The organism is Corallococcus sp. M7 (genome assembly GCF_054512695.1).
Genome location: NZ_CM137252.1, coordinates 5422680 through 5445519, shown reverse-complemented (window position 1 = coordinate 5445519; position 22840 = coordinate 5422680). Strand labels below are relative to the sequence as shown.

Genomic DNA, 22840 nt, shown 5'->3' with positions numbered 1-22840 from the left:
AAAACCAACACGCTCGCACCGGTTGTGGTTTTCTGCCGGACGGCCGGACCCAAGGAGCCCCTCGCGTGTCACACCGTCGAACCTGGAACCTCCCTGTCACCGTCCTCGCGATCGCGCTGATGCTGCCGGGCCTCGCACTCGCGCAGGCGGGTGGCACGGGCGTCTATCCGGCGCCGCAGCCGCCGCCTCCGCCCGCGCCGGGCATGTACCCCGCGCCGTCCTCGCAGGCCGAACCCCAGGCGGAAGAGCCCCAGCCCGTGTCGCCCTCCAGCGGCGGCTACGAGCAGATGCCTCCGCCCACGCAGGCCGCGCCCCAGACGAACCCGGATGAAGTCCCTCCCCGCGCGGACGACGCGCCGCTCGCGCCGCCGGATCCGGACCGCCTGCGCACCGAGCCGCAGGCGCCGCTGACCGAGGGCGCGCGGGAGGTGCGCCCGGAGTCCATCCGCGACGAGACCGCGACGGCCGCCTCGCGGATCCGCCCGCCGCCCGAGGACAACGGCGTGTTCCTGGACGGCCAGCGCCGCCGGGGGCCGTTCCTCTCCGGTCCGGGCAGCACGCGCTTCGTGCTGCACCACACGGCCCTGGGCGCGCTGGGCGGCTTCTTCACGCAGGCGTTCTCCAAGGAGTTCAACTTCGACCGCAGCTCGCGCGAGTCCATGCTCGCGGGCACCCTCATCGGCGCGGGCCTGGGCTTCGGCGCCTCCGCGTGGTGGCAGTTCAACAACTGGGTGGACACGCCCATGGCGAACTTCACCATCCTCAACTCGGGCATTGGCGGCATGTTCCTCGCGGGCTTCATGGACCTCATCACCCAGGACCCGGGCGTGCTCACCTGGTCCGCGTTCCTGGGCGCGGAGCTGGGCGCGTGGCTGACGGCGGGCATCGGCGGCGGTCAATTGCCGCTGTCGGACGGCCTGCTGGTGGCGTCCGGCGCGGGCTGGGCGGCGGCGTACAGCGCGCTGTTCCTCGCCATCGTGCACTTCTCCGGCACGGCCATCTCCGGCAAGACGTGGAAGGACATGCTGCTCATCTCCCCGGGCGTGGGCGCGGGCGTGCTGGCCCTGGCGACCATGCGCTACAACCCCACGGCGTCGCAGATCCTGCGCGCGGACCTCTTCGGCGGCGGCGTGGGCGCGGCGGTGCTGCTCATCTCCGGCCTGGTGCTGGGCGGCTTCAACCAGTCCACCCCCTACGTGCTGTCCTTCCTGGGCTCCGCGGGCGCCATCACCACCGTGAGCCTGTTGTGGGAGGAGAGCGTGGACCGGTCCGCCCTGCGCAGCGCCAAGGACCGGCCCTACAAGAACGTCTGGTGGTAGACGGCCTGGCGGACGGGCGAGCAGGCGTCATGGCGCGGGGGAAGGGGCGGCATCACCTTTCCCCGGTATGGCGCGCGTCCTCCCGTTCTCGGCCCTCCTGACCTCGCTGGGCTCCTCGCTGGAGCCCGGGGACGGTCCTCCTCGCGGAAACGCGGCCCCGCTGCCCACGCACGTGCGGCCCCTGCTGGAGGCCGCGAACCCGAGCGCGGAGCTGCGCCGGATGCGCGACTCGGGCGGTCTGTTGAAGGACGCACGTCCCGCCCTCTACGTCGTGGAGCTGCACGGCCCCGCGGGCGCCTTCTCCGGCCCTCCGGTGCGCTACCTGCTGTGCGCGCTGACGCCGGACGCGGTGCCGTCACTGGAGCAGGACCCGTACCGGCCCCGCGCGTGGGAGGTGGAGCCCGCCGTCACGCTGGTGGCGGATGACCACGGCGCCCTGCGTGCCCTGCTGGCGGAGGCGGCCGAGCGCGGCATCTCCGTCTGGAAGGGGCAGTACGACGGCAGCCCGGTGTCGCTCCTGCGCATCGAACCGTCTCCGGTGTCCAAGCGCCTGCAGGCGGTGCTGGACGAGGCCCCCATGCGGCCCCTGGCGGCCCTGAGCGAGCAGGGCCGGACGCTGGCCGCGGTGGTGCCGCTGTCCGAGCCGGGCCTGGAGCTGTGCCCCATCCACCGTGCCCTCAAGGGCGTGGAGACGTTCCAGGAAGAAACCTTCCTCACCCTGGTGGCCGCGTACGCGCGCGTGACGGAACTGGACGCGCCCCTCACCACGCCGCAGGGACTGGCCGCGGCGCGCGAGCGGCTGGCCACGCTGGTGCCCGGACAGCACGCCGTGCTGCTGGTGCTGCCGGGAGGCCGGGGCCGCATCCTGCGCTTCCGTCAGGGGCTGGACCTGGCGCACCTGAAGGGCGCGCCCCGGAACCCCACGCTGCGCAGCCTGGACCTGGCGCTGCTCAACGCGCTGGTGCTGCGCACGGTGCTGGGCATCCAGGAGCCGGAGGCGTCCGGACATCCTCAAGTCTTCCCGGTGCACGGCCTGGAGGCGCTGGTGGCCGGTGTGGAGGCCGGCACCTTCCAGGCGGGCTTCGCGCTCAACCCGCCGCCGGTGTGGGAGGTGAGGGCGGTGATGGAGGCCCAGGCCACGCTGCCGCCGCGCACCCTGAGCGTGGAGCCGCGCGTGCCGGCGGGGTTGCTCTTCCTGGATCCCGAAGTCTGACGGCCCCCTGAGTGCGTGCGCTGACCGGCACCGCGCAGGACTGGCCCCAGCGGGTGCGGCTGCGGTTGGAGCCGGGCCCGGGGGAGACGCTCGACGCCATCTGCGGAGGTGAGGTGCAGGTGCTCCAGCGCCGGCTGGGCTACCGCTTCACGTTGGACCCCGTGCTGCTGGCGCACTTCGCGGTGTTCGAGGCGGGAGCGGACCGGGGGCGGCTGCTCGACCTGGGCACCGGGTGCGGCATCATCCCGCTGGTGCTGGCCCGCCGGTTCGGGAGGGCGGACATCACCGCGTTGGAGCTGCAGCCGGGCCTGTTCTCCCTGGCCGAGCGCAACGTGTACCTCAACCGCTGCGAGGGCGCGGTGACGCTGGTGCAGGGCGACCTGCGGCACGTGACGGAGACGTTCCCCGCGAGCAGCTTCGGTCACGTGCTGTGCAATCCGCCGTACCGCGCGCGCACCACGGGCCAGAGCAACCTGTCCCGGGAGAAGGCGCTCGCGCGGCATGAGATTGCCTGCGAGCTGCCGGACGTGGTGCGCGCCGCGGCGTACGTGCTGGTGCCCCGGGGAGCGCTGTGCATGGTGTACCCGGCGTCGCGCTTCAGCGAGCTGGTGTCGGTGCTGCGCACGCTGCAACTGGAGCCGCGCACGGTGCGCATGGTGCACCCGCGCGCGGACCGGCCCGCGAAGCTGGTGCTGCTCCACGCGGTGAAGGGCGGCCGGGCGGACCTCACCGTGCTGCCGCCGCTCTTCGTCCACGCGGACGAGGAGGCGGCCTTCACGGAAGAGGTCAACGCCATGGTCGGCTGACACACCCACACGACTTTCGCTTCACCCAGGGTGCGGCGGGGCAGGGTAGACTCCCCGGCCTCGGGGCCGGGACCGGCCGCCCCGTCTTTGCGAAGGCAGGGTGTGATGCGCGTGGACTTCCACCGCGCCGTGCGATGGCGACTCCTGGCCCCGGTCCTGGGCTGCTGGGCCGTGGCGGCGCTGCTGCTGGGCTCCAGCGCGCAGGCGCAGACGCAGGCGGACCGGCTCTATCTGAGCTACGGCCTCTCCGGCGGCGGCTCACTGGAGGCGGGAGGCGCCCGCATCAAGGAGCGGCGGACCCTGGAGCTGCGCGTGCCGCTGCCGCCGCTCGTCGTGGGGCGCACGTACCTGCTGCCGTCGGTGGGCTACGAGACGCGGTGGATGGGCGCGAACGTGCCCACCCTGAAGGACGACACGGTGGATCAGCAGTACCACCGCATCCAACTGGGGCTCACGGCCGTCCGGCCCCTGGCGCCGCGCTGGTTGCTCGTCACGGGCGTGACGGCCAGCACCCGCACGGACTTCCGGTCGTCCTTCGACATGGCGCTGGACACGTCGTGGGTGGCGTTCGCGATGGCCAACTACCAGTTCGAGGACACGCCGGGGCTCGGGCTGACGTTCGGCGTGGTCGCGCTGTGGCCGTTCGACGCGCTGCCGGTGATCCCCATGCTGAGCCTGACCTACAACCGGGGCCCGTACGTCCTGGAGGTGGGCTTGCCCCGGCTCACGCTGCTGCGCAGGCTGGGCGACACGGTGGAGCTGGGGCTGGTGGGCGCGCTGGACATGCAGGTGCTGCGCACCCGCTTCGACCCGGAGCTCCAGGCGCTGAACGCCAGCTACCTGCGCGAGACGCAGGTCCGCGTGGGGCCCACCGTGAACGTCCATCTGGGACGCGACCTGTGGCTGAGCTCGTCGGTGGGCCTGTCGCTGATCAACGACTACGCGCTGCTGGACCGCGAGCGCGAGAGCCTGAACGTGCGCGGGCTGGACATGGGGCCCGCGCTGTATGGCCGCGTCGTCCTGGGCTGGCGCCCGCAGCGTCCCCAGGCGAAGGCGAAGAGCCCGCGCCCGGCGAACTGAGCGCGGGGCCTACTTCCCCTCCGAGGCCTCCGCGGCGCGTGGCGCGTCTTCCGCTTCGACGCCCGCGAGGAAGGCGGGAGGCTCCTGGGCCATGAATCGCTCCAGGTCCTCCCGCGCCGCCTCCGCCCGGGGGTCGCGTCGCCGGGCATAGCAGTCGGCGCGGGTCAGCAGCAGGTCGCGGTTCCAGGGGACGTGCGGTTCCAGGGGCGCGAGTCCCTCCACGCACAGCTCCACGCCTCCCGCAGTGACCGCGAGCCCGGCGCGGATCCGCTCCCGCTGGTCGGAGGCCGCGCTCGCCGCGAAGGGCTGTTCGAGCACCGCGTAGAGCCTGCGCGCCAGCTCCGGCGAGCGCTGGCCCAGCCGGAAGGCGGTGTTCAGGGCCTCTTCCGTCAACGCGGGGACCGGCCATGGATTCTGGCGCAAGGCCGTGAAGGCCCGCTCCAGCAGCGCGACCGCCGGGGCATCCTGCCCCTGGGACTCCAGCCGCAGGGCCTCCAGCATCGTGGCCTCCACGGGGAAGCGTTCCTCCAGGGAGCGCACGGCGGTGAGCGCGTCCGGATGCCGGGTCATCACCAGGGCGTGCGCCAGCGCGTACTCCTCCCGCGGGCCCCGGGCCTGCCGCTTCAGGGGCTGCCACAGGGCGACCACCTGGGCGTCACGGCCCGCCACCGCCGCGTCGACGAAGGCGTCGTAGGCGCGGAAGGCCTCGGAGCGCGGCCCGGGCACCGTGTACCCCAGCCAGAGCCGGAGCTCGTCGACGCGGTGCCAGTCCGGGCTTCCGTTCGCGAACGCCATCCGGTCCACCTTGAGCTCGGCGGCGGTGCGGCGCAGCTCGGAAGGGGAGAAGAAGACGGACCGGCCCAGGCTGCGCGCGAAGGCGAACTCCATGGAGGACAGGTCGTCGGTGTTGATCATCTCCTCGCCGTGCTCCGCGGCCAGCTTCGCCAGCTCCGCGTTCGCGATGAAGTGCGCGAGCACGCCCTCCAGCTCGTCCGTGCGCCAGATGGCGTGCAGGGCGGTGCGGTAGGGCTCCTGCGTGATGCGGGCGCGCAGCCGCTCCAGGTCATGTGACAGCGGCCCGGTGGAGGCGACGAGCAGCAGGTCTCCGGTGTGCGTCTGCCACGTGTCCACCGACGCGAACTCCGAGGACAGCGTGGCGTAGGCGCTCTGCACGGTGAGGGCGTCCACCTCGTAGGCCTGGAGCCATTGCAGGAACAGGCCGCCCTCGGCCAGCCGCTCCTTCGCCGCCTGGTAGAACTCGCGCGTGAAGAGGCTGGAGATGCCGGCGCGGTAGGGGTTGGAGGGCTCGGAGAAGATGATGTCGTAGCGCTCGCGGGTGGTGAGCAGCACCTCGCGCGCGTCCCCGATGGTGGTGCGCACCTTCGGGTTGTCCATCACGCCCGCGTTCACGGCGTGGCAGCGGCGCGCCACCTCCAGGATGGCGGGCTCGATCTCCACCACGTCCACCCGCTCCATCCCCGGCACCCGCCCCAGCCAGCCCGCGGTGCTGCCCGTGCCCAGGCCGATGACGAGCGACGTGCGCGGAGAGGGGTGCAGGAGCGCGCCGATGAGGCCCGACATGACCTGGGTGGGCGCGTCGTCGATGGCGTTGCCGTCCACCTTGCCGTTGACGATGAAGTTGAGGCCGTTGCCGTCCGCGAGCGCGACGCTGCTCTCCACGCCCTCATGCTCCCAGGAGATGGCGGCGCGGATGGCGGAGCGGAACCGGTCCAACTGCTGGCTGTCCGCGTCCCCCAGCCTGGCGCGGCCCGCGCCCACGCCCGAATGGCGCCACGCGGCGGTGGGCCCCTGCGCGGTGAGCAGCAGCACGGCCAGTCCGGTGGCCAGCGCGGGTGCCAGCAGCGCGCCACGCTGGCGCTCCCGCAGGAAGGAGAGCACCGCGGCGCCCAGGCCCAGCGCGGCGAGGAGCCCCGACACGGCCTGCCAGGTGACGGGCGCGGTGAGCAGCGGAATCACCCCGAAGCCGCCCGCGAGCGAGCCCACGATGGAGCCGCCCGTGTTCCACGCATACACCTGGCCCACCTGCCGGCCCGCGTCCTGGCGGCCGCGCCCGATGAGCGCGAGCAGCAGCGGGAACTGCACGCCGGACACGAACGCGGCGGGCAGCACCACGATGGAGGTGATGAACGTCCAGCCCAGCGCCATGCCGCCCAGGCCCAGGGCCCCCAGCGGACGCAGCAGCGCGGCGAGGATGGCCAGCCGGTCCCCCAGCGCGAAGGGCACCGCCATCAGCACGGCCTCCGCCGCGCACGTGAGCGCGAAGCCCAGGAGCGTGGCCGGGCGGTGGCGGAAGAAGACGGTGTAGGCCGTGCCGCCCAGGCCGATGCCCAGCAGCGCCAGGGCGAGGATGAGCCCGAACGTGAACGTCGTGCCGCCCAGCAGCGGCCCCAGCATGCGGTACCAGACCAGCTCCATCAGCAGGAACGCGAAGCCCACCACGGCGGCCGTCACCAGCACGAAGCCCCGGGGCGGCAGGGCGCCCGCGTCGGCCACGGGAGCAGGAGCCGTGGGCCCGCCGGCGGGCGCGGGCGTGGCCGGAGCGGCGGGCTCCCCGGGCTCCATCGACCGGCTCACGGAGCGCGCGATGATGGCCACGAGCGCGTTGAGCAGGCACGCCGACCAGAGCGTGGCGCGGTTGCCCAGCACCTCCAGCAGCAGGAACGTGGACGCCACCGTGCCCGTCACGGCGCCCAGCGTGTTGACGCCGTAGAGCAGGGCGAGGTCGCGGCGGTGCGGATCCGCGTCGGAGAGCACCGCGCGCGCCGCGGCGGGGAGCGTGCCGCCCATGAGCACGGTGGGCACCGCGAGCACCAGCAGCGACAGCGCCAGCCGCACCACGGTGCCTGGCCCCAGGCCCATCACCGGCGTGCCGCCCAGGGCGATGTAGATGGCGCGCACCGCCTCCACGAGGAAGGGGCTCAGCGCGGCGCTCCCGGCGATGAGTAGCTCCAGGTTCGCGTAGAAGGCCAGCGGCCGTGCCTGCCGGTCCGCCCTCGCGCCCAGGAGCGCGCTGCCCAGCCCCAGCCCCGCCATGAAGATGGCGAGCACCGCGGCGGACGCGGCGGTCGACGCCCCGAAGATGAGGCGGAACTCCCTGAGCCACACCGTCTGGTAGACGAGTGCGCAAAGCCCCGAACCGAAGAGGAGGGGTGCCACCCTCCCAACGCGCGCGTTCATTGGACCCTCGAGGGGTCCGCGCGCCCTGTGTCCGTGGCGGGTCGCGGCCCCTTGCGGTGCCGCAGTATTCCCTAAGGACCGCGCCGGAGAAAACAGCGGCGCGGAGCCTCCCAGGGCCCGCTAGGGCGCCGGCTTCGCGCGCTCGGCGGCCTGGCGCTCCTGGCGGCACCAGGCGAGCTGCTCCTGGAGGGTGGCCAGGGGGACGGCCAGCTCCAGCTTGAAGGAAGAGCCGTCCGGCCGGACCTTCGCGAAGTCCAGCAGCTGCGCCAGGTCCTCCTTGCCGTCCGCCTGCGCCTTCATGCGCGCCATGGACAGCGCGCCGCCCAGGGACTTGCCCAGGTCCGTCATCTTCTCCGCGTCCAGGCCCGTCACGTTGGCCACCATGGCCACGTCGCCGCTGGTGTCCAGGTGCAGCTCCACGTTCTGGGCCACGTCCGTCAGCCGCCGCGCCAGCTCCTCCTGGCCCGGCCCCAGCAGCTTGGCCAGGGTCTCCACCGCCAGCACGCCGTACATCTCACCGTAGGTGCTGTTCTCATCCAGCAGCGGCGGCCCTTCCTCCTGGCCGCGCCCGTCCATGCGGTCCAACACCGTCTTCACGGAGTCCGGCGACTTGCCGAACACCAGCATCTGGTTGTTCCAGGTGCCCACCGCGGTGTCCATGCGCCCGCGCTGCGTGCCGCCGTCCGGCAGGGCGAAGGTGGTGTCCCCCGGCTCGTACACGCGCGCGCCCGGTCCGTGGTCGGACGCCACGCGTTCTCCCAGGAGCTCCTGGTACTTCGCCTTGCTGAAGTCGCCGGAGAGGATGACGCCCTCGTCGGTGACGACCAGCCGGTCCAGGTCCTGGAGCGGATCCACGCCGCTCATCGCCTTGAACTGCTCCAGGTTCTTGCCGCCGTCGCGCAGCAGGCAGTCCATGAGCAGCTCACCCACGGGCGAGTAGCGCAGGGCGTTCGCCTCGATGACCACCGCCGTGCGGCCCGGGCCCCGGGGCAGCGCCGCGAGCAGCGGATCCCTCGGCTTCACCGGCGCGGCCACGCCCGCGTCCACCACCGCGGGCATCACCCAGGTGCGCCGCTTCTCCGCGCGCTCCAGGTCCGCGCCCTTCATGCGCCGGGGGAACTCCACGTCCGGAGCTTCAGCGGGAGGCTTGTCGCCCTGGCCCGTGAACATCAGGACCGCGCCCCCGGCGAACAACAGCAGCGCCCCCAGCAGCCACACCCTCCTGCGCCCGCGCGAATCCATGGTTCAGCAGTCCTTTCCCTCGAAGTGCCAGAAGCCCACGGAGAGGGCCCCCAGTCCGAACACCAGCACGCCACCCAGCAGCATTCCCAGCGAACCCTTCTCCAGCGGCGTGGAGCTGGCCAGGTCCGCCGCGCGCGACGCCAGCGCGGACAGCCGGGGCAGCACCAGCGTCACCGCTTCGAACGCCGTGCGCCCGAAGCCCGACTCCAGGTAGCGCGACACGTCCGCGCGGAAGCCCGCGAGGATGCCGCCCACCAGCAGCACGAAGCCCGCCGCCGAGCACAGCGCCGCGCTGCGTACCAGCGTCGCCGTGGTGAGCATCACCGCGTACACCGCCGCGAACCCCACGCACGCCAGGCCCCCGGCGATGAGCGGCCCCACCGTCCAGTACCCCGTCTTCACCCCGAAGATGAGCGTCAGCCCGCCCGCGGCGTACACCGTGCCGCCCACCGCCAGCGTCATCACCCCCAGGAACGTGCCGGCCAGCAGGTGCCAGCGCTGCAAGGGGAGGGCGAGCAGGTGCTCGATGCGGCCGGGAGACAGCAGCCCCGGCGCGAAGTCCGAGCACGCGACGATGCCGAAGAGGATGCCGCCGTAGAACACCAGGTACGCCGCCGCGCGGTACATGGGCCGCAGCGCCACATCCACGGACATGATGTTGGAGCGCATCACCTCGCCGAACAGGCGCGTCGCCGCGAGCGCTCCGTCCACGACCTCCAGCTTGAGGCTGAGCGCCACGGTGGCCAGCACCAGCGTGAGCCCCACCATGAAGGCCATGATGAACTTGCGCGACGCCGCCTCGCGCAGCACGTAACCGGCGATGACGAAGACAGGGCTCTTCACGCCGCCACCCCCGGCCCGCCGACCGCGCCCACGAGCACCGCCTCCAGGTCCGCGCCCTCGCGCTTGAGCTCCATCAAGAGCGCGCCCGACGCCCGCGCCTTGTCCAGCGCCGCGTTGAGCACCGCCACGTCCGCCGCGTCCACCATGTACACGCCATCCTCCCGGCCACCGCCCGCGGGCGCTCCGTCCGTCCTTGGTCCCCGCGCTGGATCCGCCACGGCCATGAAGCCCGCGGTCCCCAGCGCTTCCCGGTCCGCGCCGGGCGCGAAGCGCACGCGCCAGCGGGCCCCGGCCTTCGCCAGCTCCTCCAGCCGTCCTTCGCGCAGCACGCGCCCGTCCGCGAGGATGGCCACGCGGTCACACACGCGCTCCGTCTCCGCCAGCAGGTGCGAATTGAGGAACAGCGTCACGCCCTTCTGGACCTCCTCCTGGAGGATGCGGCGCACCTCCAGGCGGCCCATGGGGTCGATGCCGTCCGTGGGCTCGTCCAGCACGAGCAGCGCCGGATCTCCCAGGAGCGCCGCCGCCAGCCCCAGCCGCTGCCGCATGCCCTTGGAGTAGCCGCCGATGCGCCGGTCCAGCGCGTCCGAAAGTCCCACGCGCTCCAACAGCCGCGCGTGCGCGCCCGCGTCGACCTTGAGCCCCTTGAGCCGCGCCACGGTGGCCAGGAACGCGGGCGACTTCCACGTGCCCGGCAGGTGCAGCCGCTCCGGCAGGTAGCCGATGCGCGCGCGGATGGCGGGATCCTCCGGCGACCCGCCCAGCACCCGCACCGTGCCCGCGGTGGGTCGCACGATGCCGAGCACGCTCTTGATGAAGGTCGTCTTGCCCGCGCCGTTGGGGCCAATCAGCCCGAACGCGCTGCCCGCCGGGACGTGGAGGTCCATGCCCCGCAGGGCCTCATGGCCGCCACGTCCGAACGCTCGGCGATACGTTTTGCGCAGGCCCTGCACTTCGAGAGCGGGAGGTGGGGTCGTCACGGTTACGACTGTAGACGACCCGGTGGGCGGATGATTGCACCCGCATGGAAGCAGGCAGCCCCCGAGGGAGGGACGGGCGGCCCTGCATGCGGGCTTCCGTGGCGCGTTCCCCTGTTCGCGCCGCTGGGAAAGTCATTGCGCACCCGGAGCGCACGTGGCGCGACGCGACACCTCGTTATTCCCGGATGTTGCACTCCTCGGGGTTCCAACGGTGCCCCTGGTCCAGGCCCTGCAATGCCTGTCAGCGACCCGCGGGGCACGAAAGCCAACCGCCCTCGCGGCCACACCACACAGGAGACATGGGCATGACGTGGGCAAACGGGACCGAGCAGCAGCTTCAGGACGCGCGCCGTGAGCTGGAGGCCGCCGAGCGGGAGCTGAGCACCGGGACCGAGGCGGCGCGGGTGCGCTACGCACGGGCGCTGTACGAGGCGGACCTGGCCGGCCGGCGGGCCGACCGCATGGCGCGCGATTCCCGCCGCCAGCAGCTGACCTGGCGCCCCGTCGCCGGCTGAGCAGGCGGATTCGCGACGCGGAAGGGGTGAAGCGCGGGGCCCGGCGGTTTATACCGGCGACCCATGGCCCACCCCGTCCACCGTCCCCGCAGGCTGCGCCGCTCGGCGGCCCTCCGTGACATGGTGAGAGAGACGCGCCTCTCGCCCACGGACTTCATCTATCCGCTGTTCGTCGTGGAAGGCCGGGACGTGCGCCGGCCCATCTCCTCCATGCCGGGCATCTTCAACCTCTCGTTGGAGCACGCGGTGAAGGAGGCGAAGCTCGCGAAGTCGCTGGGCGTGCCCTCCGTCATCCTCTTCGGCATCCCGGACCACAAGGACGCGCGCGGCACCCAAGCGTACGCGACGGACGGCATCGTCCAGCGCGCCATCCGGGAGATCAAGGCGGCGGAGCCGGACCTCCAGGTCATCGCGGACGTGTGCCTGTGCGAGTACACCGACCACGGCCACTGCGGCGTGCTGGACGGCAACCACGTGGCCAACGACGCCACGCTGCCGCTCCTGGCCCAGATGGCCGTCACCTGCGCGCAGGCGGGCGCGGACATCATCGCGCCGTCGGACATGATGGACGGCCGCATCGGCGCCATCCGCAAGGCGCTGGACGAGGTGAAGCACCAGGACACGCCCATCATGGCGTACTCGGCGAAGTACGCCTCCGGCTTCTACGGCCCGTTCCGTGAGGCCGCGCAGAGCACGCCGCAGTTCGGCGACCGCCGCGGCTACCAGATGGACCCCGGCAACGTGCGCGAGGCCATCCGCGAGACGGCGCTGGACGTGGAGGAGGGCGCGGACTTCATCATGGTGAAGCCGGCGCTGTCGTACCTGGACGTCATCCGCGCGCTGCGGGAGAACTTCGACCTGCCGCTCGCCGCGTACAACGTCTCCGGCGAGTACGCGATGCTCAAGGCCGCCGGGCAGAACGGCTGGGTGGACTACGAGCGCGTGATGTTGGAGGTCCTCACGTCCATCAAGCGCGCCGGCGCCGACCTGGTCATCACCTACCACGCCCTGGAAGCGGCCAAGCTCCTGTAGGCGACACCCCGGGCGCCCGTGTTCGGCGGAAGGCTTGATCGCTTCCGCCGCTTGCGCCCAAATGGTCCGCACACGATGCCCACCCAGAAGAAGCGGCCCGGACGTAGAACCGAGAAGCCTCCGCCCAGACGTGGCGCCGCGACGAGCCCCCAGGCTCGGACGACTCGCAAGAGCCAGTCGCCGCGCTCCAGGTCGGGCCAGCGCCCCGGGAAGGGCCGCGCTCCCGTCATCCGTGAGCCCGGGCCGTTGCAGTACAAAGTGGTGGAGCTGTCCACCGTGGACGAGGGAGCGCTGGAGCGCACCTTGAACGAGTGGACGGCCAGGGGCTGGAACCTGGACGGCGTGCAGTTCGCGATGCGCGAGTCCTCCAAGCGCCCGGCCATGGCCTTCGTCTTCTTCACCCGCGAGGGCGAGGCCGCGCGGCACGACGAGGACGACGCGCGGCAGAAGCTGTTGCGCATGTCCGAAACGGGCAGCCCCACGGCCCAGCTCGCGGCGGAAGCGGCGGGAGAGCACGCGCAGACGGTGGTCCCCTTCGTCCACCCGCTGTCCGCGCACGAGCGGCTGGCGAAGCTGGCGGGGCTGGATGAGCCGGAGCCCACCGAAGAGGGGCTCACGCTGGAGCCCGAGGAGTGAGCACCGCCCCTGAACGCAGCCTCATGGCGGAGGGCCGGAGCGCGGGCCGCGTGCTGCGGCTGGTGCAGGAGGACGCGGAGCCGGACTCACCGTACCCGAAGGCGTCGCTGCTCCTGCGCCTGGGCGCACGGGTCATCGACTGCGCGGTGGCCTGGGGCCTGTACGTGGTGTGCGGCGCGGCGGGCGCGGTGGTGGCGCTCTTGTTCCTGCTGCTCGCGGACGGGATGCTCCAGGGGCAGAGCGTGGGCAAGCGCATCTGCGGCGTGAAGGTGATGCACCTGCCCACGCGCTCGGCCGCGCGGCACCGTGACAGCACGCTTCGCAACGCGCCGCTCGCGCTGGTGGTGCTCCTGGGGATGATGCCCGCGCCGCACGGCGTGGTGGCCGCCCTGGCGGGCTTCGTGGTGATTGGCGGCGTGGAGGCGTGGCGCGTGCTGCGCGACCCGCTGGGCCTGCGGCTGGGGGACACCTGGGCGCAGACGCAGGTGGTGGACGGGAAGGTTGTGGCGGGCGCGACGGTTGCAGCCCGCACGCCGGTGGGCGCCACGCGCGCTCCCGGACGGTTGATGTCCGCGGCCAAGGTGCGCCGCGGCAAGGCATTCAGGAAAGGGAGACGGGGTAAGCCATGCGCATCGCGCTGACCTACAACCTGCGGCTTTCGGACTCGGAAGAAGAGGCGGAGTTCGACACGCAGGAGACGGTGAACACGCTGGCGGGAGCCATCGAGCGGCTGGGCCACCGCCTGGAGCGCTTCGAGGTGAGCGGCCCCGCTTCGCGCACCGTCGCCCGCCTGGAGGCGTACAGCCCGGACCTCATCTTCAACACGGCGGAAGGCCGCCGCGGCCGCTTCCGTGAGGCGTTCTACCCGGCGCTCTTCGACGAGCTGGGCTTCGCGTACACGGGCTCGGACGCGTACGCGCTGGCGCTCACGCTGGACAAGCAGCTCACCAAGCTCATCCTCTCCAAGCACGGCATCCGCACGCCGGGCTGGCAGTACGTGGAGAAGCTCAACGAGCTGCAGCCGGAGAACCTGCGCTTCCCCGTCATCGTGAAGCCCAACTTCGAGGGCTCCTCCAAGGGCATCACCCAGGACTCCGTCGCGGAGACGCTGGAGCAGGTGCGCGAGAAGGTGGCGAAGGCGCTGGAGAAGTACCCGGCGGGCGTGCTGGTGGAGGAGTACATCAGCGGGCGCGACCTCACGGTGCCGTTCCTGGCCGCGGTGGACAACGACTACGACGGCGTGCTCGCGCCGGTGGAGTACGTCATCGACCCGGAGGCCGCGCAGGGCCGCAAGTACGCCATCTACGACTACGAGCTGAAGACGCGCCGGGAGAAGTCCGTGTCCGTGCGCGCCCCCGCGAACATCCCGGCGAAGATGTCCGAGGACGTCCGCACCATGGCGCAGAAGATCCTCCAGGTGCTGGACTGCCGCGACCTGGGCCGGCTGGACTTCCGCGTGTCCGACGCGGGCGTGCCGTACTTCCTGGAGATCAACGCGCTGCCCAGCCTGGAGCCGGGCGCGGGCATCTACGCCGCGGCGGAGCTGGAAGGGCTGCACCTGGACGGGGTCATCAACTCCATCATCCAGAGCGCGGGCAAGCGTCACAAGATCCGCGACAACAAGAGCCGCCAGGGCAGGCCCGCGCGCAAGTCCGGTCCGCTGCGCGTGGGCTTCAGCTTCAACGTGAAGCGCGTGAAGCCCAGCGCCACGGCGGAGACGGTGCAGGAGGACAGCGAGGCCGAGTACGACTCGCCCAACACCCTCCAGGCCATCCGCGAGGCCATCGCGTCGTGGGGCCACGAGGTCATCGACCTGGAGGCCACGGCGGAGCTGCCCACGGTGCTCTCCAGCACGCCGTTGGACATCGTCTTCAACATCGCGGAGGGCTTCAAGGGCCGCAACCGTGAGAGCCAGGTGCCGGCGATGCTGGAGCTCCTGGACATCCCGTACACGGGCAGCGACCCGGCGACGCTGTCGCTCGCGCTGGACAAGGCGCTGGCGAAGAAGATCGTCCGTCAGGCGGGCATCCTCACGCCCAACTTCCAGTTGATGGTCACGGGCAAGGAGCGCCTCAACAAGGAGTTCACCTCCTTCCCGCTCATCGTGAAGCCGGTGGCGGAGGGCAGCTCCAAGGGCGTCGTCACCAAGAGCGTCTGCTACTCGGAGGCCGAGCTGCGCGACGTGGTGAAGGAGATCGCCGGCAAGTACCAGCAGCCCGCGCTGATTGAGGAGTACATCGGCGGCCGTGAGTTCACGGTGGGCCTCTTGGGCGAGCGTCGCCCGCGCGTGCTGCCGCCCATGGAGATCGTCTTCCTGGACAAGGCGGAGAAGAACCCGGTCTACAGCTTTCAGCACAAGCTGGATTGGACGGACCGCATCCGCTACGACGCGCCCGCGAAGATCGAGCCCGCGCTCTTGGAGAAGCTGCGCACGGCGGCGCGCAACTCGTTCATGGCGCTGGGGTGCCGCGACGTGGCGCGCATCGACTTCCGCATGGACGACAAGGGGCGCATCTACTTCATCGAGTGCAACCCGCTGCCCGGCCTCACGCCCGGCTGGAGCGACCTGGTGCTCATCGCCCAGGGCGCCGGCATGGACTACCGGACGCTGATTGGCGAGATCATGGCGCCCGCCATCCGCCGCTACAAGGAGCGCGAGGCCCGCCGGGCCCAGACGGAGAACCCGGCCGGGGCGCACGCGCCGCCGCTCAATAAAGTCGTGCAGCGGATTGAAGAGCAGACCGCGCAGGCCAATGCAGCGGCCCCCGCGGAGAACCCGTCCGCGCCGCGTCCGGAGCTCAAGTCCTGAGCCACCGCTGAAGCGCGGGCAGGGAAGGGGACGGTGCCCGGAAGGCGCCGTCCCCGTTTCATTTCAGCCGTCGTTGAGCGCCTGCGCCCAGCCCTTCTCGAAGTTGTCGTGGTACGCCTGCCACAGCGCGTCCGAGTAGAACTTCACTAGGTTCTCGTCGTTGTAGCGCAGCGAGTTCTTGGACAGGTTGTGCGAGCCCGTCAGCACCATCTTGCGCACCGTCCCGTTGAAGTTCCCCGAGTAGACGAAGTGCTTGCTGTGCGTGAGCACCTCGCGCGGCGTGCCGTCGCTCGTCTTCACGTTGTTGGCGGAGGCGTCATAGAGCTGGCGGATCGTGATGTTCGTCGCGCCGCTCAGCTTCGTTTTGATGCCCGCGTCCATGTCCGTGTAGAGCACGCGCACCCGGCAGCCCAGCTTGCCAATGCGCACCAGCTCCGTGGCCACGATGGCGCGGCTGTCGTTGAAGTGGTTCTGGTTCACGTCCAGCGTGCAGCCCGACACGGCCGTCTTGATGTAGTCCGTGAAGTTGTTCGTCACGGTGTCGCTGGACAGCTCGTTGTCGTTGCCCTCGCGAGGGAAGAAGTACGCGGTCCACGGCGCGTTGGGGGAGCTGTAGTAACCCTGGCCCGTGGTGGGGTTGTAGTAGTCCGTCGTCTTCGTGCCGCCGCGCAGGTCGTTGTGGTAGCCGACCCAGTAGTCGTACCAGTCCCAGTCCTCGTAGCTGACGACCATGTCGTTCCAGTAGTTGTTCTGGGAGTAGGTGTTGTTCCAGGAGCCCTGCACCACCACGCGCTGGATGCGGTTGCCCTGCGGATCCGTGGTGGTGGAGAAGGTGAAGATCTTGTCGTGCATGATGGTGCCCTCGCGGTCGAAGCCCGCGATGCACGCACTGCCCGCGCCCGTGCCGTTGCACCGCGTGAGCTCCAGCCTCAAGCCGTCCGGGCACGTCGCCGCCGGGGGCACGTAGCTGCTCAGGTCATGGATGACGCCGCCGGAGGCGAACTCCGAAGCGGCGCCGCCGTTCTGCTCGTCCACCACCAGCCGCACGATGACGCCCCGGCACAGCGCGGACTTGATGGCCGCGTTCAGGTGGTCCGTCGTCCACAGGAACATGGCGATGCGGATGTAGGAACCCTTGGGGCTGTTCTGGATGAGCCGGGCAATCTCGTCCTTGATGCGGTAGTCCCGCGTGCCCGTGTTGTCCGGCTGGTTGAAGACGGCGTAGAGCCCGGGCACGTTCGTCGCACCCTGGGCCTGCTCCGCCAGGTTCGGATCCGTCTGCGCCTCGGGCTGACACCCGGTGAGCGCGAGCACCACCAGTCCTGCCACCGCCAACAACCGTTTCATGGCCTGCCTCCGTTTCTCCGTTTCCAACCATTTAAGCTGAAATGGTATGGAAAGCAGAGAAAGCAGGAGTCAGTGTCACTTCCCGGGCGCGAAGCCGCCGTGGAACGTGGGCGGCAGGGCGTGGTCGAAGTGGCAGCGCGCCACCGGGCCGTCCTCCATCCGGCGCGCGTCCAGCACGGCGATGTGGGACGTGTCCGTCTTCGCGTCGAACACCTGGGTGAGCACCCAGCCGTCGTCCTCCGCGCCGCCGCCGGGGCGGGGGACGAAGATGGGCTCGGAGGGGTAGGTGCCCTCGCCCAGGGACGCCGTCGTCATGCGGCCCGTGGCCATGTCCATGCGCGCCACGCCGTCGAAGAGGCCGCGCCGGGCTTCATCGCTCTGGTGCACGCCCAGGTAGACGGTCTGGTGCTCGCGGCCCACGACGCCGGGGGCCACGCGGGGGAACTCGCAGCTGATGTCGGCGCGCTGCTCGGTGCGGAAGGTGCCCGCCTTCACGTCCACCACCGCCCGGTGCAGCATGCCCTTCGCGTCGGTGGACGTCTTGCCGCGCACCAGCTCTCCCAGCCACTGGTTCGTCGTGAAGTCGGGGTAGCGCACGTAGTCCACCACCAGCGTGTCGCCCTGCTCATAGGCGTTGCCGAAGTGCCACAGGTAGAAGGCGTCCGTGGTGATGCGCACCGGGTGCTCCACGTCGTCGATGGGCACCACCAGCACGTCCGTGCCCACCTCCGGCTTCCACCGCAGGTTCTCCGAGTACGAGCCCACCTGGAGCAGCGCGCGGAAGAGGTTCAAGCGCAGCGGTGACAGGAAGAAGACGAGGTACCGGTCCGTGGCGATGAAGTCGTGCACCATCGTCGCGCCCGGCAGCTTCACCGAGCCCAGCCGCTGGGCCTTGCCGCCGTCCGGCAGGACGAAGAGGTCCGCCAGCGTGAACCGGCCGTAGCGGATGCCGAAGTTGTAGGACGCCTTGCGCGACGGCACGCGGTGCGGGTGCGCGGAGAACGTCTCCACCACCGTGCCGTCGAAGTCCGTCTCGCCCAGCGTGGACAGGTCCTCCGGGGAGACCTCCACCGGCACGCTGCCCTCGAAGAGCGCGTACAGCTTGCCGTTCCACGCCATCACGGACGTGTTCGCGGAGTTCTTGCGCACCTGGCTCAGCTTGTGGAGCAGCGGCGTGGGCGTGCCGTAGCCGCCGTAGCGCTGCGAGGACGCCTTGCGCTCCGCCACCATGGTGGGCGTGTCCAGCAGCCGCGACGCGCCCGTCACCCCGTCCGCGCCGAAGCGCACGCCCAGCATCCCGCCGTCCCCGTCGAACCAGTGCTGGTACGCCCGGCCGTGCACGTCGAACGTCCACGGCCCCACCCGGTACAGCGAGCCGCGCAGCCCTTCCGGCACCTGGCCCTCCACCCGCAGCGGCTCGAAGCCGTGCTGGCGGGGGAGCGTGCGGAACGCCCGCAGCCAGCCCGGCGCGGAGGAGGACATCGTCTGCTTCATCGCGGTCGTCATGACGGCTCCCTTTCCAGTGCAGCGTAACGACGCGGGAGGACCCCGCGCCGCCCATCGTGTAGACACTGTAAACATCGCATGTTGTCGGTGTCAACATGGATGTTGACGCTGGTAACTTCGCGCGGTGGATGGTCAAGTCGCGCAGGCGACACCAGGCGCATGAGGAGGCACGGACGTTGGCGACGCGGGGCAAGCGGAAGCAGGCGGCGGAGGCACCGGAGGACAAGGGCCGCTACCACCACGGAGACCTGCGTCAGGCGCTGGTGGACGCGGCGGTGGCGCTCATCGCCGAGGAGGGCTTCGGCGCGCTGACCCTGCGCGAGGTGGCCCGGCGGGCGGACGTCTCCCACGCGGCGCCGTACCGGCACTTCGCGGACAAGGAGGCGCTGCTGGAGGCGGTGGCGCACGAGGGCTTCCGCGCCATGGCGCGCGAGATGCGCGAGCGCATGGCCCCGTACACCAGCCCCCTGGAGCGGCTGTACGCGGCGGGCGAGGCCTACGTGCTGTTCGCCGTGCGCCACCCGCCGCACTTCCGGGTGATGTTCGGCCCGCACTTCACCCGGCCCATGTCACCGCCCCCAGAGCCGGAAGGAGAGCAGGGCGCCTTCACGCTCCTGGTGAGCAGCATCGAGGCCGCACAGGCCGCGGGCCTGCTGCGCCCCGGCGAGTCGCGGCCCCTCACGCTCACCGCGTGGTCGCTCGTGCACGGGCTCGCTTCGCTGTTCGTGGATCGGCAGCTCGGTGAATCGCCCCAGGGCGCGGAGGCCGCGGAGGCGCTCGCCCGCGTGCAGACGCGGCTGCTCGTCGAGGGGCTGAGGCCGCCCGCGCGCGGCTGAAGCTGCGCGACAGTTGGTAGGGAAGCAGGGTTGACCGTCGGAGATTGTCGGGTACGGTCGGTGTCATGGTGCGGATACCGGAAGAGAATGGGCCGAGGGTCCGGGCGCGGGAGCTGGGGCTTCCGCTGGGGCGCTTCAAGCCGGGGAAGTACAACGCCATCACCGACGTCGAGGGCGTGCTGGTGGGCCACGCCACGCTCATCGAAGGCTCGGGGCCGCTGCGGCCCGGCTACGGTCCGGTGCGCACGGGCGTCACGGCCATCCTGCCCAACCTGGGCAACATCTTCATGGAGCGCATGAGCGGAGGCGGCTTCGTGCTCAACGGAGCCGGCGAGGTCTCCGGCATGACGCAGCTCATGGAGTGGGGCCTCATCGAAACGCCCATCCTCCTCACCAACACCATGGCCGTGGGCGCGGTGTCCGACGGCGTGGCCAACTACCTCGTCCAGCGCTACCCGGGCATCGGTGACGAGCACGACGTCATCATCCCCGTGGTGGGCGAGTGCGACGACTCGTGGCTCAACGACATCTCCGGCCGCCACGTGCGCCAGGAGCACGTCTTCGCCGCCATCAACGCCGCGAAGTCCGGCCCGGTGCAGGAGGGCAACGTCGGCGGCGGCACCGGCATGGTGACGTGCGACTTCAAGGGCGGCATCGGCACGTCGTCGCGCAAGCTGCCGGAGGTGCTGGGCGGCTACACGCTGGGCGTGCTCGTGATGTCCAACTTCGGGAAGATGCACAACCTGCGCGTGGGCGGCCTGCCCGTGGGCGAGGTGCTGGTGGAGAAGTTCAAGAACACCCCGCACCGCGGCAAGTCCTATGGCTCCATCATCGCGGTGGTCGCCACGGACGCGCCGCTCCTGAGCCATCAGATCAACCGCCTGTGCAAGCGCGTGGGCCTGGGCATCGGCCGGGTGGGCAGCTACGCGGCGCACGGCTCGGGTGAGATCGTGGTGGGCTTCTCCACCGCGAACATCATCCCCAGGCGCACCCAGAAGATGGTCTACAAGATGAAGATCCTCCTGGATCAGCGCCTGGACCCCCTCTACGAGGCCGTGATGGAGGCCACGGAGGAGGCCATCCTCAACGCCATGTGCATGGCGGAGCCCATGACGGGGGTGAACGACAACTACTCGCCCGCGCTGCCCCTGGACGAGGTCCGCCGCTTCGTGGACGCCTGCCGCCCCATCTTCGCCTCGGTGAAGAAGCGCCCCCACCAGACGAGCGTGCCGGCCTCCAGGGAGCGCCCCAGCGACGAGGACCGGGAGGGGGAGGTGACCCTGGGGAGCGCCCTCCCCACCCAGGTGCGCGGCGCGGAGGGCATTCCCTTCCCGACCCGTCCGGCCCCCAACGAGCCCCCGCCGGACGCAGGCCCCGCCCCCGCGCCGGAAGCGGACGCGAAGCCCGTCCCGGAGGACCCCGAGGGTTCCTCTTCCGGGAGCCCGTAGGCTTCTGATAGGTAAGCCCCCCTTTGCTCCATTCCGGAGACCAGGAGCCACCCACATGGCCAACAGCAAGAGCAAGCACCGCCGCGTGCAGATGAAGATCCGTCAGCACTGGAAGAAGCGGATCAAGAAGCAGAAGGAAGCCGCCAAGGCCGCCGCCGCCGAAGGCAAGAAGAAGTAGTTCGTCTTCCCTGGCGCCGCTCCCGGCGGCCCTGGCTTCACTGCCGGGTCGCCGTGAAGGGGCGCGCCACGTTGCATCTCAGCGCGCTGGTCCCCTGGACGCGCGAGAACTGGCCGTTGAAGTTCCCGGACAGGCTGCCGGGGCCCAGGCCGCCGTCCTCGGTCGAGGCTGATCCAGTGTGGGTCGCGGTGAGGGTGTAGATGGTGCTCACCCCGCCGTCGCCGCTGGGTGGCGGCAGGCCGGTCAGGTTGAGCGCGCCGTTCGCGTACACCTGACCCGTCAGCGCCACCCCCGCCAGGGTGCCCGTGAGCATGCCGCCCTCGCCGCGAGCCAGGGTCAGCACCTCGCCGTTGGGCAGCGGCTGCACGTTCAGGTTCGTGCACTCGGCGGGCTGTCCCGCGTCCCCGATGAACGTCAGGGGGTACGCGCCCTCCACGGCGGGGCAGTTGTCGGTGCAGGCCACGCTCTGGCTCTCGTCACAGCCGGCGGGACCGAGCATCAGGAAGGTGCTGGACACCACGGCCGTGGCAACGGCCGCCAGGGGAGCGAAACGTCCAGAAGTCATGGATGGCCTCGTGGGGAAGGGAGTGGCGGACTTCCTGGTGGGAATATCCGTTCCTACGTTGAGTGCGGCAGGTCTGGGGACGGGGTGGGGCGGTGACGGCGGGCGACTCGAAGCGGTGGTCCAATTTCATTTTCGCGGGGCTGTTCGCGCTCGCGCTGATTCTCTTTTCACGCATCTTGCTGCCGTTCCTGATGCCGGTGCTGCTGGGCGGCTTCCTGGTCGTCCTGTTCATGCCCATCCAGGACTCCTTGGACCGGCGGCTCCAGGGCCGCAAGTCCCTGGCGGCCGGACTGTCCACCCTCGCGGTGTTCCTGCTGATCCTGGTCCCGCTGGCGCTGGTGGGCTGGATGGTGGCCCGCGAGGTGCTCCAGTTCGTGGGCCAGGCGCAGGACCTGTTGGATCAGGTGGACCTGCGCCACCACTTCCTCAACAGCCTGCCCCGGGGCCTCTCCCGCTACGTGCACTTCGATCCGGAGAGCTCGGAGACGGAGCGTCTGCTGATGACGGCGGTGTCGGGCGGCGCGGGGCTGCTCGCGGACCTGGTGGGCGCCGGCACGGAGCTGCTCGTCAACATGTTCCTGATGACGGTGGCCATGTACTACTTCTTCCTGGACGGCCGTCGTCTGGTGAACGAGGTGGCCCGGCTCATCCCCCTGGAGCGCCGCTACTTCGACGCCTTCTCCCACGAGTTCACGGACGTCGCGTACGCCATCATCTACGGCAACACCGTCACCGCGCTGGTGCAGGGCGCAGTGGGCTTCGTGGGGCTGCTCATCGCGGGCGTGCCGCACGCCGGAGTGTGGGGCGCGGCCATGGTGCTGGTGGCGCTGGTGCCGGTGGGGGGCACCGCGCTCGTGTGGGGGCCCATTGGCGTCATCCTCATCGCGGCGAACCGGGTGAGCGAGGGCGTCTTCCTGCTCGCCTGGGGCACGTTCCTGGTGGGCAGCATCGACAACGTCATCCGCCCCCGGCTGTGCGGCTCGCGCATGGCGCTGCACCCGCTGCTCGTCTTCCTGTCCATGTTCGGCGGGCTGGCGGTGTTCGGGATGATGGGCCTGCTGGTGGGGCCGCTCATCGCGTCCATCTTCATGGCCATGGTGCGCATCTACCGGCGCGACTTCCTGGGTCGTACGCAGGAATCCCAGCCTGCTCCCGTGGTGTCCCAGGATTCCTCGCCTTCGCTCACTCCGCAGCCCGCGCCAGTGCCTTCCACGGCGAGCGTGGGTCACGTGATGAACGCCTGAGCACCGAGCCTGGACTTCGCCCCGGCGCTGGGTGAACCTGACC

At 71.0% G+C, this 22840-nt stretch carries 20 protein-coding genes; 13 read left to right on the top strand and 7 right to left on the bottom strand.

All coding sequences use genetic code 11. The annotated features are described in order from the left end of the window. The first annotated feature begins 65 nt into the window (after positions 1-65). The 4 genes from ACX114_RS21605 (at position 66) to ACX114_RS21590 (ending at position 4418) form a co-directional block, all read left to right on the top strand. Complete coding sequence (locus ACX114_RS21605; RefSeq protein ID WP_459287351.1) at positions 66-1319, top strand: hypothetical protein; 1254 nt, start codon at positions 66-68, stop codon at positions 1317-1319. 67 nt (positions 1320-1386) lie between these two features. Further along, the gene (locus ACX114_RS21600; protein ID WP_459287349.1) at positions 1387-2532 is read left to right on the top strand and encodes a DUF1015 family protein; all 1146 of its coding nucleotides are present in this window, start codon (positions 1387-1389) and stop codon (positions 2530-2532) included. A gap of 11 nt (positions 2533-2543) precedes the next feature. Next, positions 2544-3338 carry a tRNA1(Val) (adenine(37)-N6)-methyltransferase gene (locus ACX114_RS21595; RefSeq protein ID WP_459287347.1) on the top strand — a complete coding sequence of 265 codons (795 nt, stop codon included), beginning with the start codon at positions 2544-2546 and terminating at the stop codon, positions 3336-3338. Positions 3339-3467: 129 nt separating this feature from the next. Then, positions 3468-4418, top strand: coding sequence for a DUF6268 family outer membrane beta-barrel protein (locus tag ACX114_RS21590; RefSeq protein ID WP_459287345.1), 951 nt, complete (start codon positions 3468-3470; stop codon positions 4416-4418). 9 nt (positions 4419-4427) lie between these two features. On the opposite strand, the gene ACX114_RS21585 is transcribed toward ACX114_RS21590, so the two are convergent. From ACX114_RS21585 to ACX114_RS21570, 4 genes are all read right to left on the bottom strand, one after another. After that, positions 4428-7595 carry a fused MFS/spermidine synthase gene (locus ACX114_RS21585; protein ID WP_459287343.1) on the bottom strand — a complete coding sequence of 1056 codons (3168 nt, stop codon included), beginning with the start codon at positions 7593-7595 and terminating at the stop codon, positions 4428-4430. A gap of 141 nt (positions 7596-7736) precedes the next feature. Continuing rightward, positions 7737-8858 (bottom strand): hypothetical protein, encoded by a 1122-nt coding sequence (locus tag ACX114_RS21580; RefSeq protein WP_459287341.1) that lies wholly within the window; start codon positions 8856-8858, stop codon positions 7737-7739. Between the two features lie 3 nt (positions 8859-8861). After that, a complete protein-coding gene (locus tag ACX114_RS21575) occupies positions 8862-9635 on the bottom strand; it encodes a hypothetical protein (protein WP_459300229.1) in 774 nt (257 codons plus the stop codon). Positions 9636-9697: 62 nt separating this feature from the next. After that, positions 9698-10588, bottom strand: coding sequence for an ABC transporter ATP-binding protein (locus tag ACX114_RS21570; protein WP_459287339.1), 891 nt, complete (start codon positions 10586-10588; stop codon positions 9698-9700). Positions 10589-10986: 398 nt separating this feature from the next. Between ACX114_RS21570 and ACX114_RS21565 the strand changes: the two genes are divergently transcribed. The 5 genes from ACX114_RS21565 to ACX114_RS21545 all read left to right on the top strand — a co-directional run bounded on the left by ACX114_RS21565 (position 10987) and on the right by ACX114_RS21545 (position 15673). Next, on the top strand, positions 10987-11196 hold the full coding sequence (locus tag ACX114_RS21565; RefSeq protein ID WP_206794083.1) for a hypothetical protein: 210 nt from the start codon (positions 10987-10989) through the stop codon (positions 11194-11196). Between the two features lie 63 nt (positions 11197-11259). Beyond that, the gene (gene hemB, locus ACX114_RS21560) at positions 11260-12228 is read left to right on the top strand and encodes a porphobilinogen synthase (RefSeq protein WP_459287337.1); all 969 of its coding nucleotides are present in this window, start codon (positions 11260-11262) and stop codon (positions 12226-12228) included. Positions 12229-12303: 75 nt separating this feature from the next. Further along, the gene (locus ACX114_RS21555; RefSeq protein WP_459287335.1) at positions 12304-12864 is read left to right on the top strand and encodes a hypothetical protein; all 561 of its coding nucleotides are present in this window, start codon (positions 12304-12306) and stop codon (positions 12862-12864) included. Beyond that, a complete protein-coding gene (locus tag ACX114_RS21550) occupies positions 12861-13505 on the top strand; it encodes an RDD family protein (protein ID WP_459287334.1) in 645 nt (214 codons plus the stop codon). Before ACX114_RS21555 ends, ACX114_RS21550 begins: the two co-directional genes overlap by 4 nt. Then, on the top strand, positions 13490-15673 hold the full coding sequence (locus tag ACX114_RS21545; protein ID WP_459287332.1) for a D-alanine--D-alanine ligase family protein: 2184 nt from the start codon (positions 13490-13492) through the stop codon (positions 15671-15673). The genes ACX114_RS21550 and ACX114_RS21545 overlap by 16 nt, the downstream gene beginning before the upstream one ends. A gap of 63 nt (positions 15674-15736) precedes the next feature. Here ACX114_RS21545 and ACX114_RS21540 read toward each other — a convergent pair whose 3' ends face one another. Both ACX114_RS21540 and ACX114_RS21535 read right to left on the bottom strand, forming a co-directional pair. Then, positions 15737-17020 carry a phospholipase D-like domain-containing protein gene (locus tag ACX114_RS21540; RefSeq protein ID WP_459287330.1) on the bottom strand — a complete coding sequence of 428 codons (1284 nt, stop codon included), beginning with the start codon at positions 17018-17020 and terminating at the stop codon, positions 15737-15739. A 75-nt stretch (positions 17021-17095) separates the two neighbouring features. Then, complete coding sequence (locus tag ACX114_RS21535; protein WP_459287328.1) at positions 17096-18526, bottom strand: carotenoid oxygenase family protein; 1431 nt, start codon at positions 18524-18526, stop codon at positions 17096-17098. Between the two features lie 176 nt (positions 18527-18702). Here ACX114_RS21535 and ACX114_RS21530 point away from each other — a divergent pair, with 176 nt between their 5' ends. The 3 genes from ACX114_RS21530 to ACX114_RS21520 all read left to right on the top strand — a co-directional run bounded on the left by ACX114_RS21530 (position 18703) and on the right by ACX114_RS21520 (position 20988). Next, complete coding sequence (locus ACX114_RS21530) at positions 18703-19362, top strand: TetR/AcrR family transcriptional regulator (protein WP_459287326.1); 660 nt, start codon at positions 18703-18705, stop codon at positions 19360-19362. A 65-nt stretch (positions 19363-19427) separates the two neighbouring features. Further along, on the top strand, positions 19428-20810 hold the full coding sequence (locus ACX114_RS21525) for a DmpA family aminopeptidase (RefSeq protein ID WP_459287324.1): 1383 nt from the start codon (positions 19428-19430) through the stop codon (positions 20808-20810). A gap of 55 nt (positions 20811-20865) precedes the next feature. Then, positions 20866-20988 carry a hypothetical protein gene (locus tag ACX114_RS21520; RefSeq protein ID WP_014396669.1) on the top strand — a complete coding sequence of 41 codons (123 nt, stop codon included), beginning with the start codon at positions 20866-20868 and terminating at the stop codon, positions 20986-20988. Positions 20989-21025: 37 nt separating this feature from the next. Here the strand turns inward: ACX114_RS21520 and ACX114_RS21515 are convergent, their stop codons facing one another. Continuing rightward, positions 21026-21553 (bottom strand): hypothetical protein, encoded by a 528-nt coding sequence (locus tag ACX114_RS21515; RefSeq protein ID WP_459287322.1) that lies wholly within the window; start codon positions 21551-21553, stop codon positions 21026-21028. Between the two features lie 92 nt (positions 21554-21645). On the opposite strand from ACX114_RS21515, the gene ACX114_RS21510 reads away from it, so the two are divergent. Then, complete coding sequence (locus ACX114_RS21510) at positions 21646-22797, top strand: AI-2E family transporter (protein ID WP_459287320.1); 1152 nt, start codon at positions 21646-21648, stop codon at positions 22795-22797. Positions 22798-22840: the final 43 nt, after the last annotated feature.

What these genes read in the sequence shown, in the direction of transcription:
- ACX114_RS21540 (WP_459287330.1), bottom strand. Translation starts at nt 17,020, where the DNA reads ATGAAACGGTTGTTGGCGGTGGCAGGACTGGTGGTGCTCGCGCTCACC.
- ACX114_RS21555 (WP_459287335.1), top strand. Translation starts at nt 12,304, where the DNA reads ATGCCCACCCAGAAGAAGCGGCCCGGACGTAGAACCGAGAAGCCTCCG.
- ACX114_RS21600 (WP_459287349.1), top strand. Translation starts at nt 1,387, where the DNA reads ATGGCGCGCGTCCTCCCGTTCTCGGCCCTCCTGACCTCGCTGGGCTCC.
- ACX114_RS21565 (WP_206794083.1), top strand. Translation starts at nt 10,987, where the DNA reads ATGACGTGGGCAAACGGGACCGAGCAGCAGCTTCAGGACGCGCGCCGT.
- ACX114_RS21570 (WP_459287339.1), bottom strand. Translation starts at nt 10,588, where the DNA reads ATGGACCTCCACGTCCCGGCGGGCAGCGCGTTCGGGCTGATTGGCCCC.
- ACX114_RS21515 (WP_459287322.1), bottom strand. Translation starts at nt 21,553, where the DNA reads ATGACTTCTGGACGTTTCGCTCCCCTGGCGGCCGTTGCCACGGCCGTG.
- ACX114_RS21545 (WP_459287332.1), top strand. Translation starts at nt 13,490, where the DNA reads ATGCGCATCGCGCTGACCTACAACCTGCGGCTTTCGGACTCGGAAGAA.
- ACX114_RS21580 (WP_459287341.1), bottom strand. Translation starts at nt 8,858, where the DNA reads ATGGATTCGCGCGGGCGCAGGAGGGTGTGGCTGCTGGGGGCGCTGCTG.
- ACX114_RS21535 (WP_459287328.1), bottom strand. Translation starts at nt 18,526, where the DNA reads ATGACGACCGCGATGAAGCAGACGATGTCCTCCTCCGCGCCGGGCTGG.
- ACX114_RS21525 (WP_459287324.1), top strand. Translation starts at nt 19,428, where the DNA reads ATGGTGCGGATACCGGAAGAGAATGGGCCGAGGGTCCGGGCGCGGGAG.
- ACX114_RS21520 (WP_014396669.1), top strand. Translation starts at nt 20,866, where the DNA reads ATGGCCAACAGCAAGAGCAAGCACCGCCGCGTGCAGATGAAGATCCGT.
- hemB (WP_459287337.1), top strand. Translation starts at nt 11,260, where the DNA reads ATGGCCCACCCCGTCCACCGTCCCCGCAGGCTGCGCCGCTCGGCGGCC.
- ACX114_RS21575 (WP_459300229.1), bottom strand. Translation starts at nt 9,635, where the DNA reads ATGGCCTTCATGGTGGGGCTCACGCTGGTGCTGGCCACCGTGGCGCTC.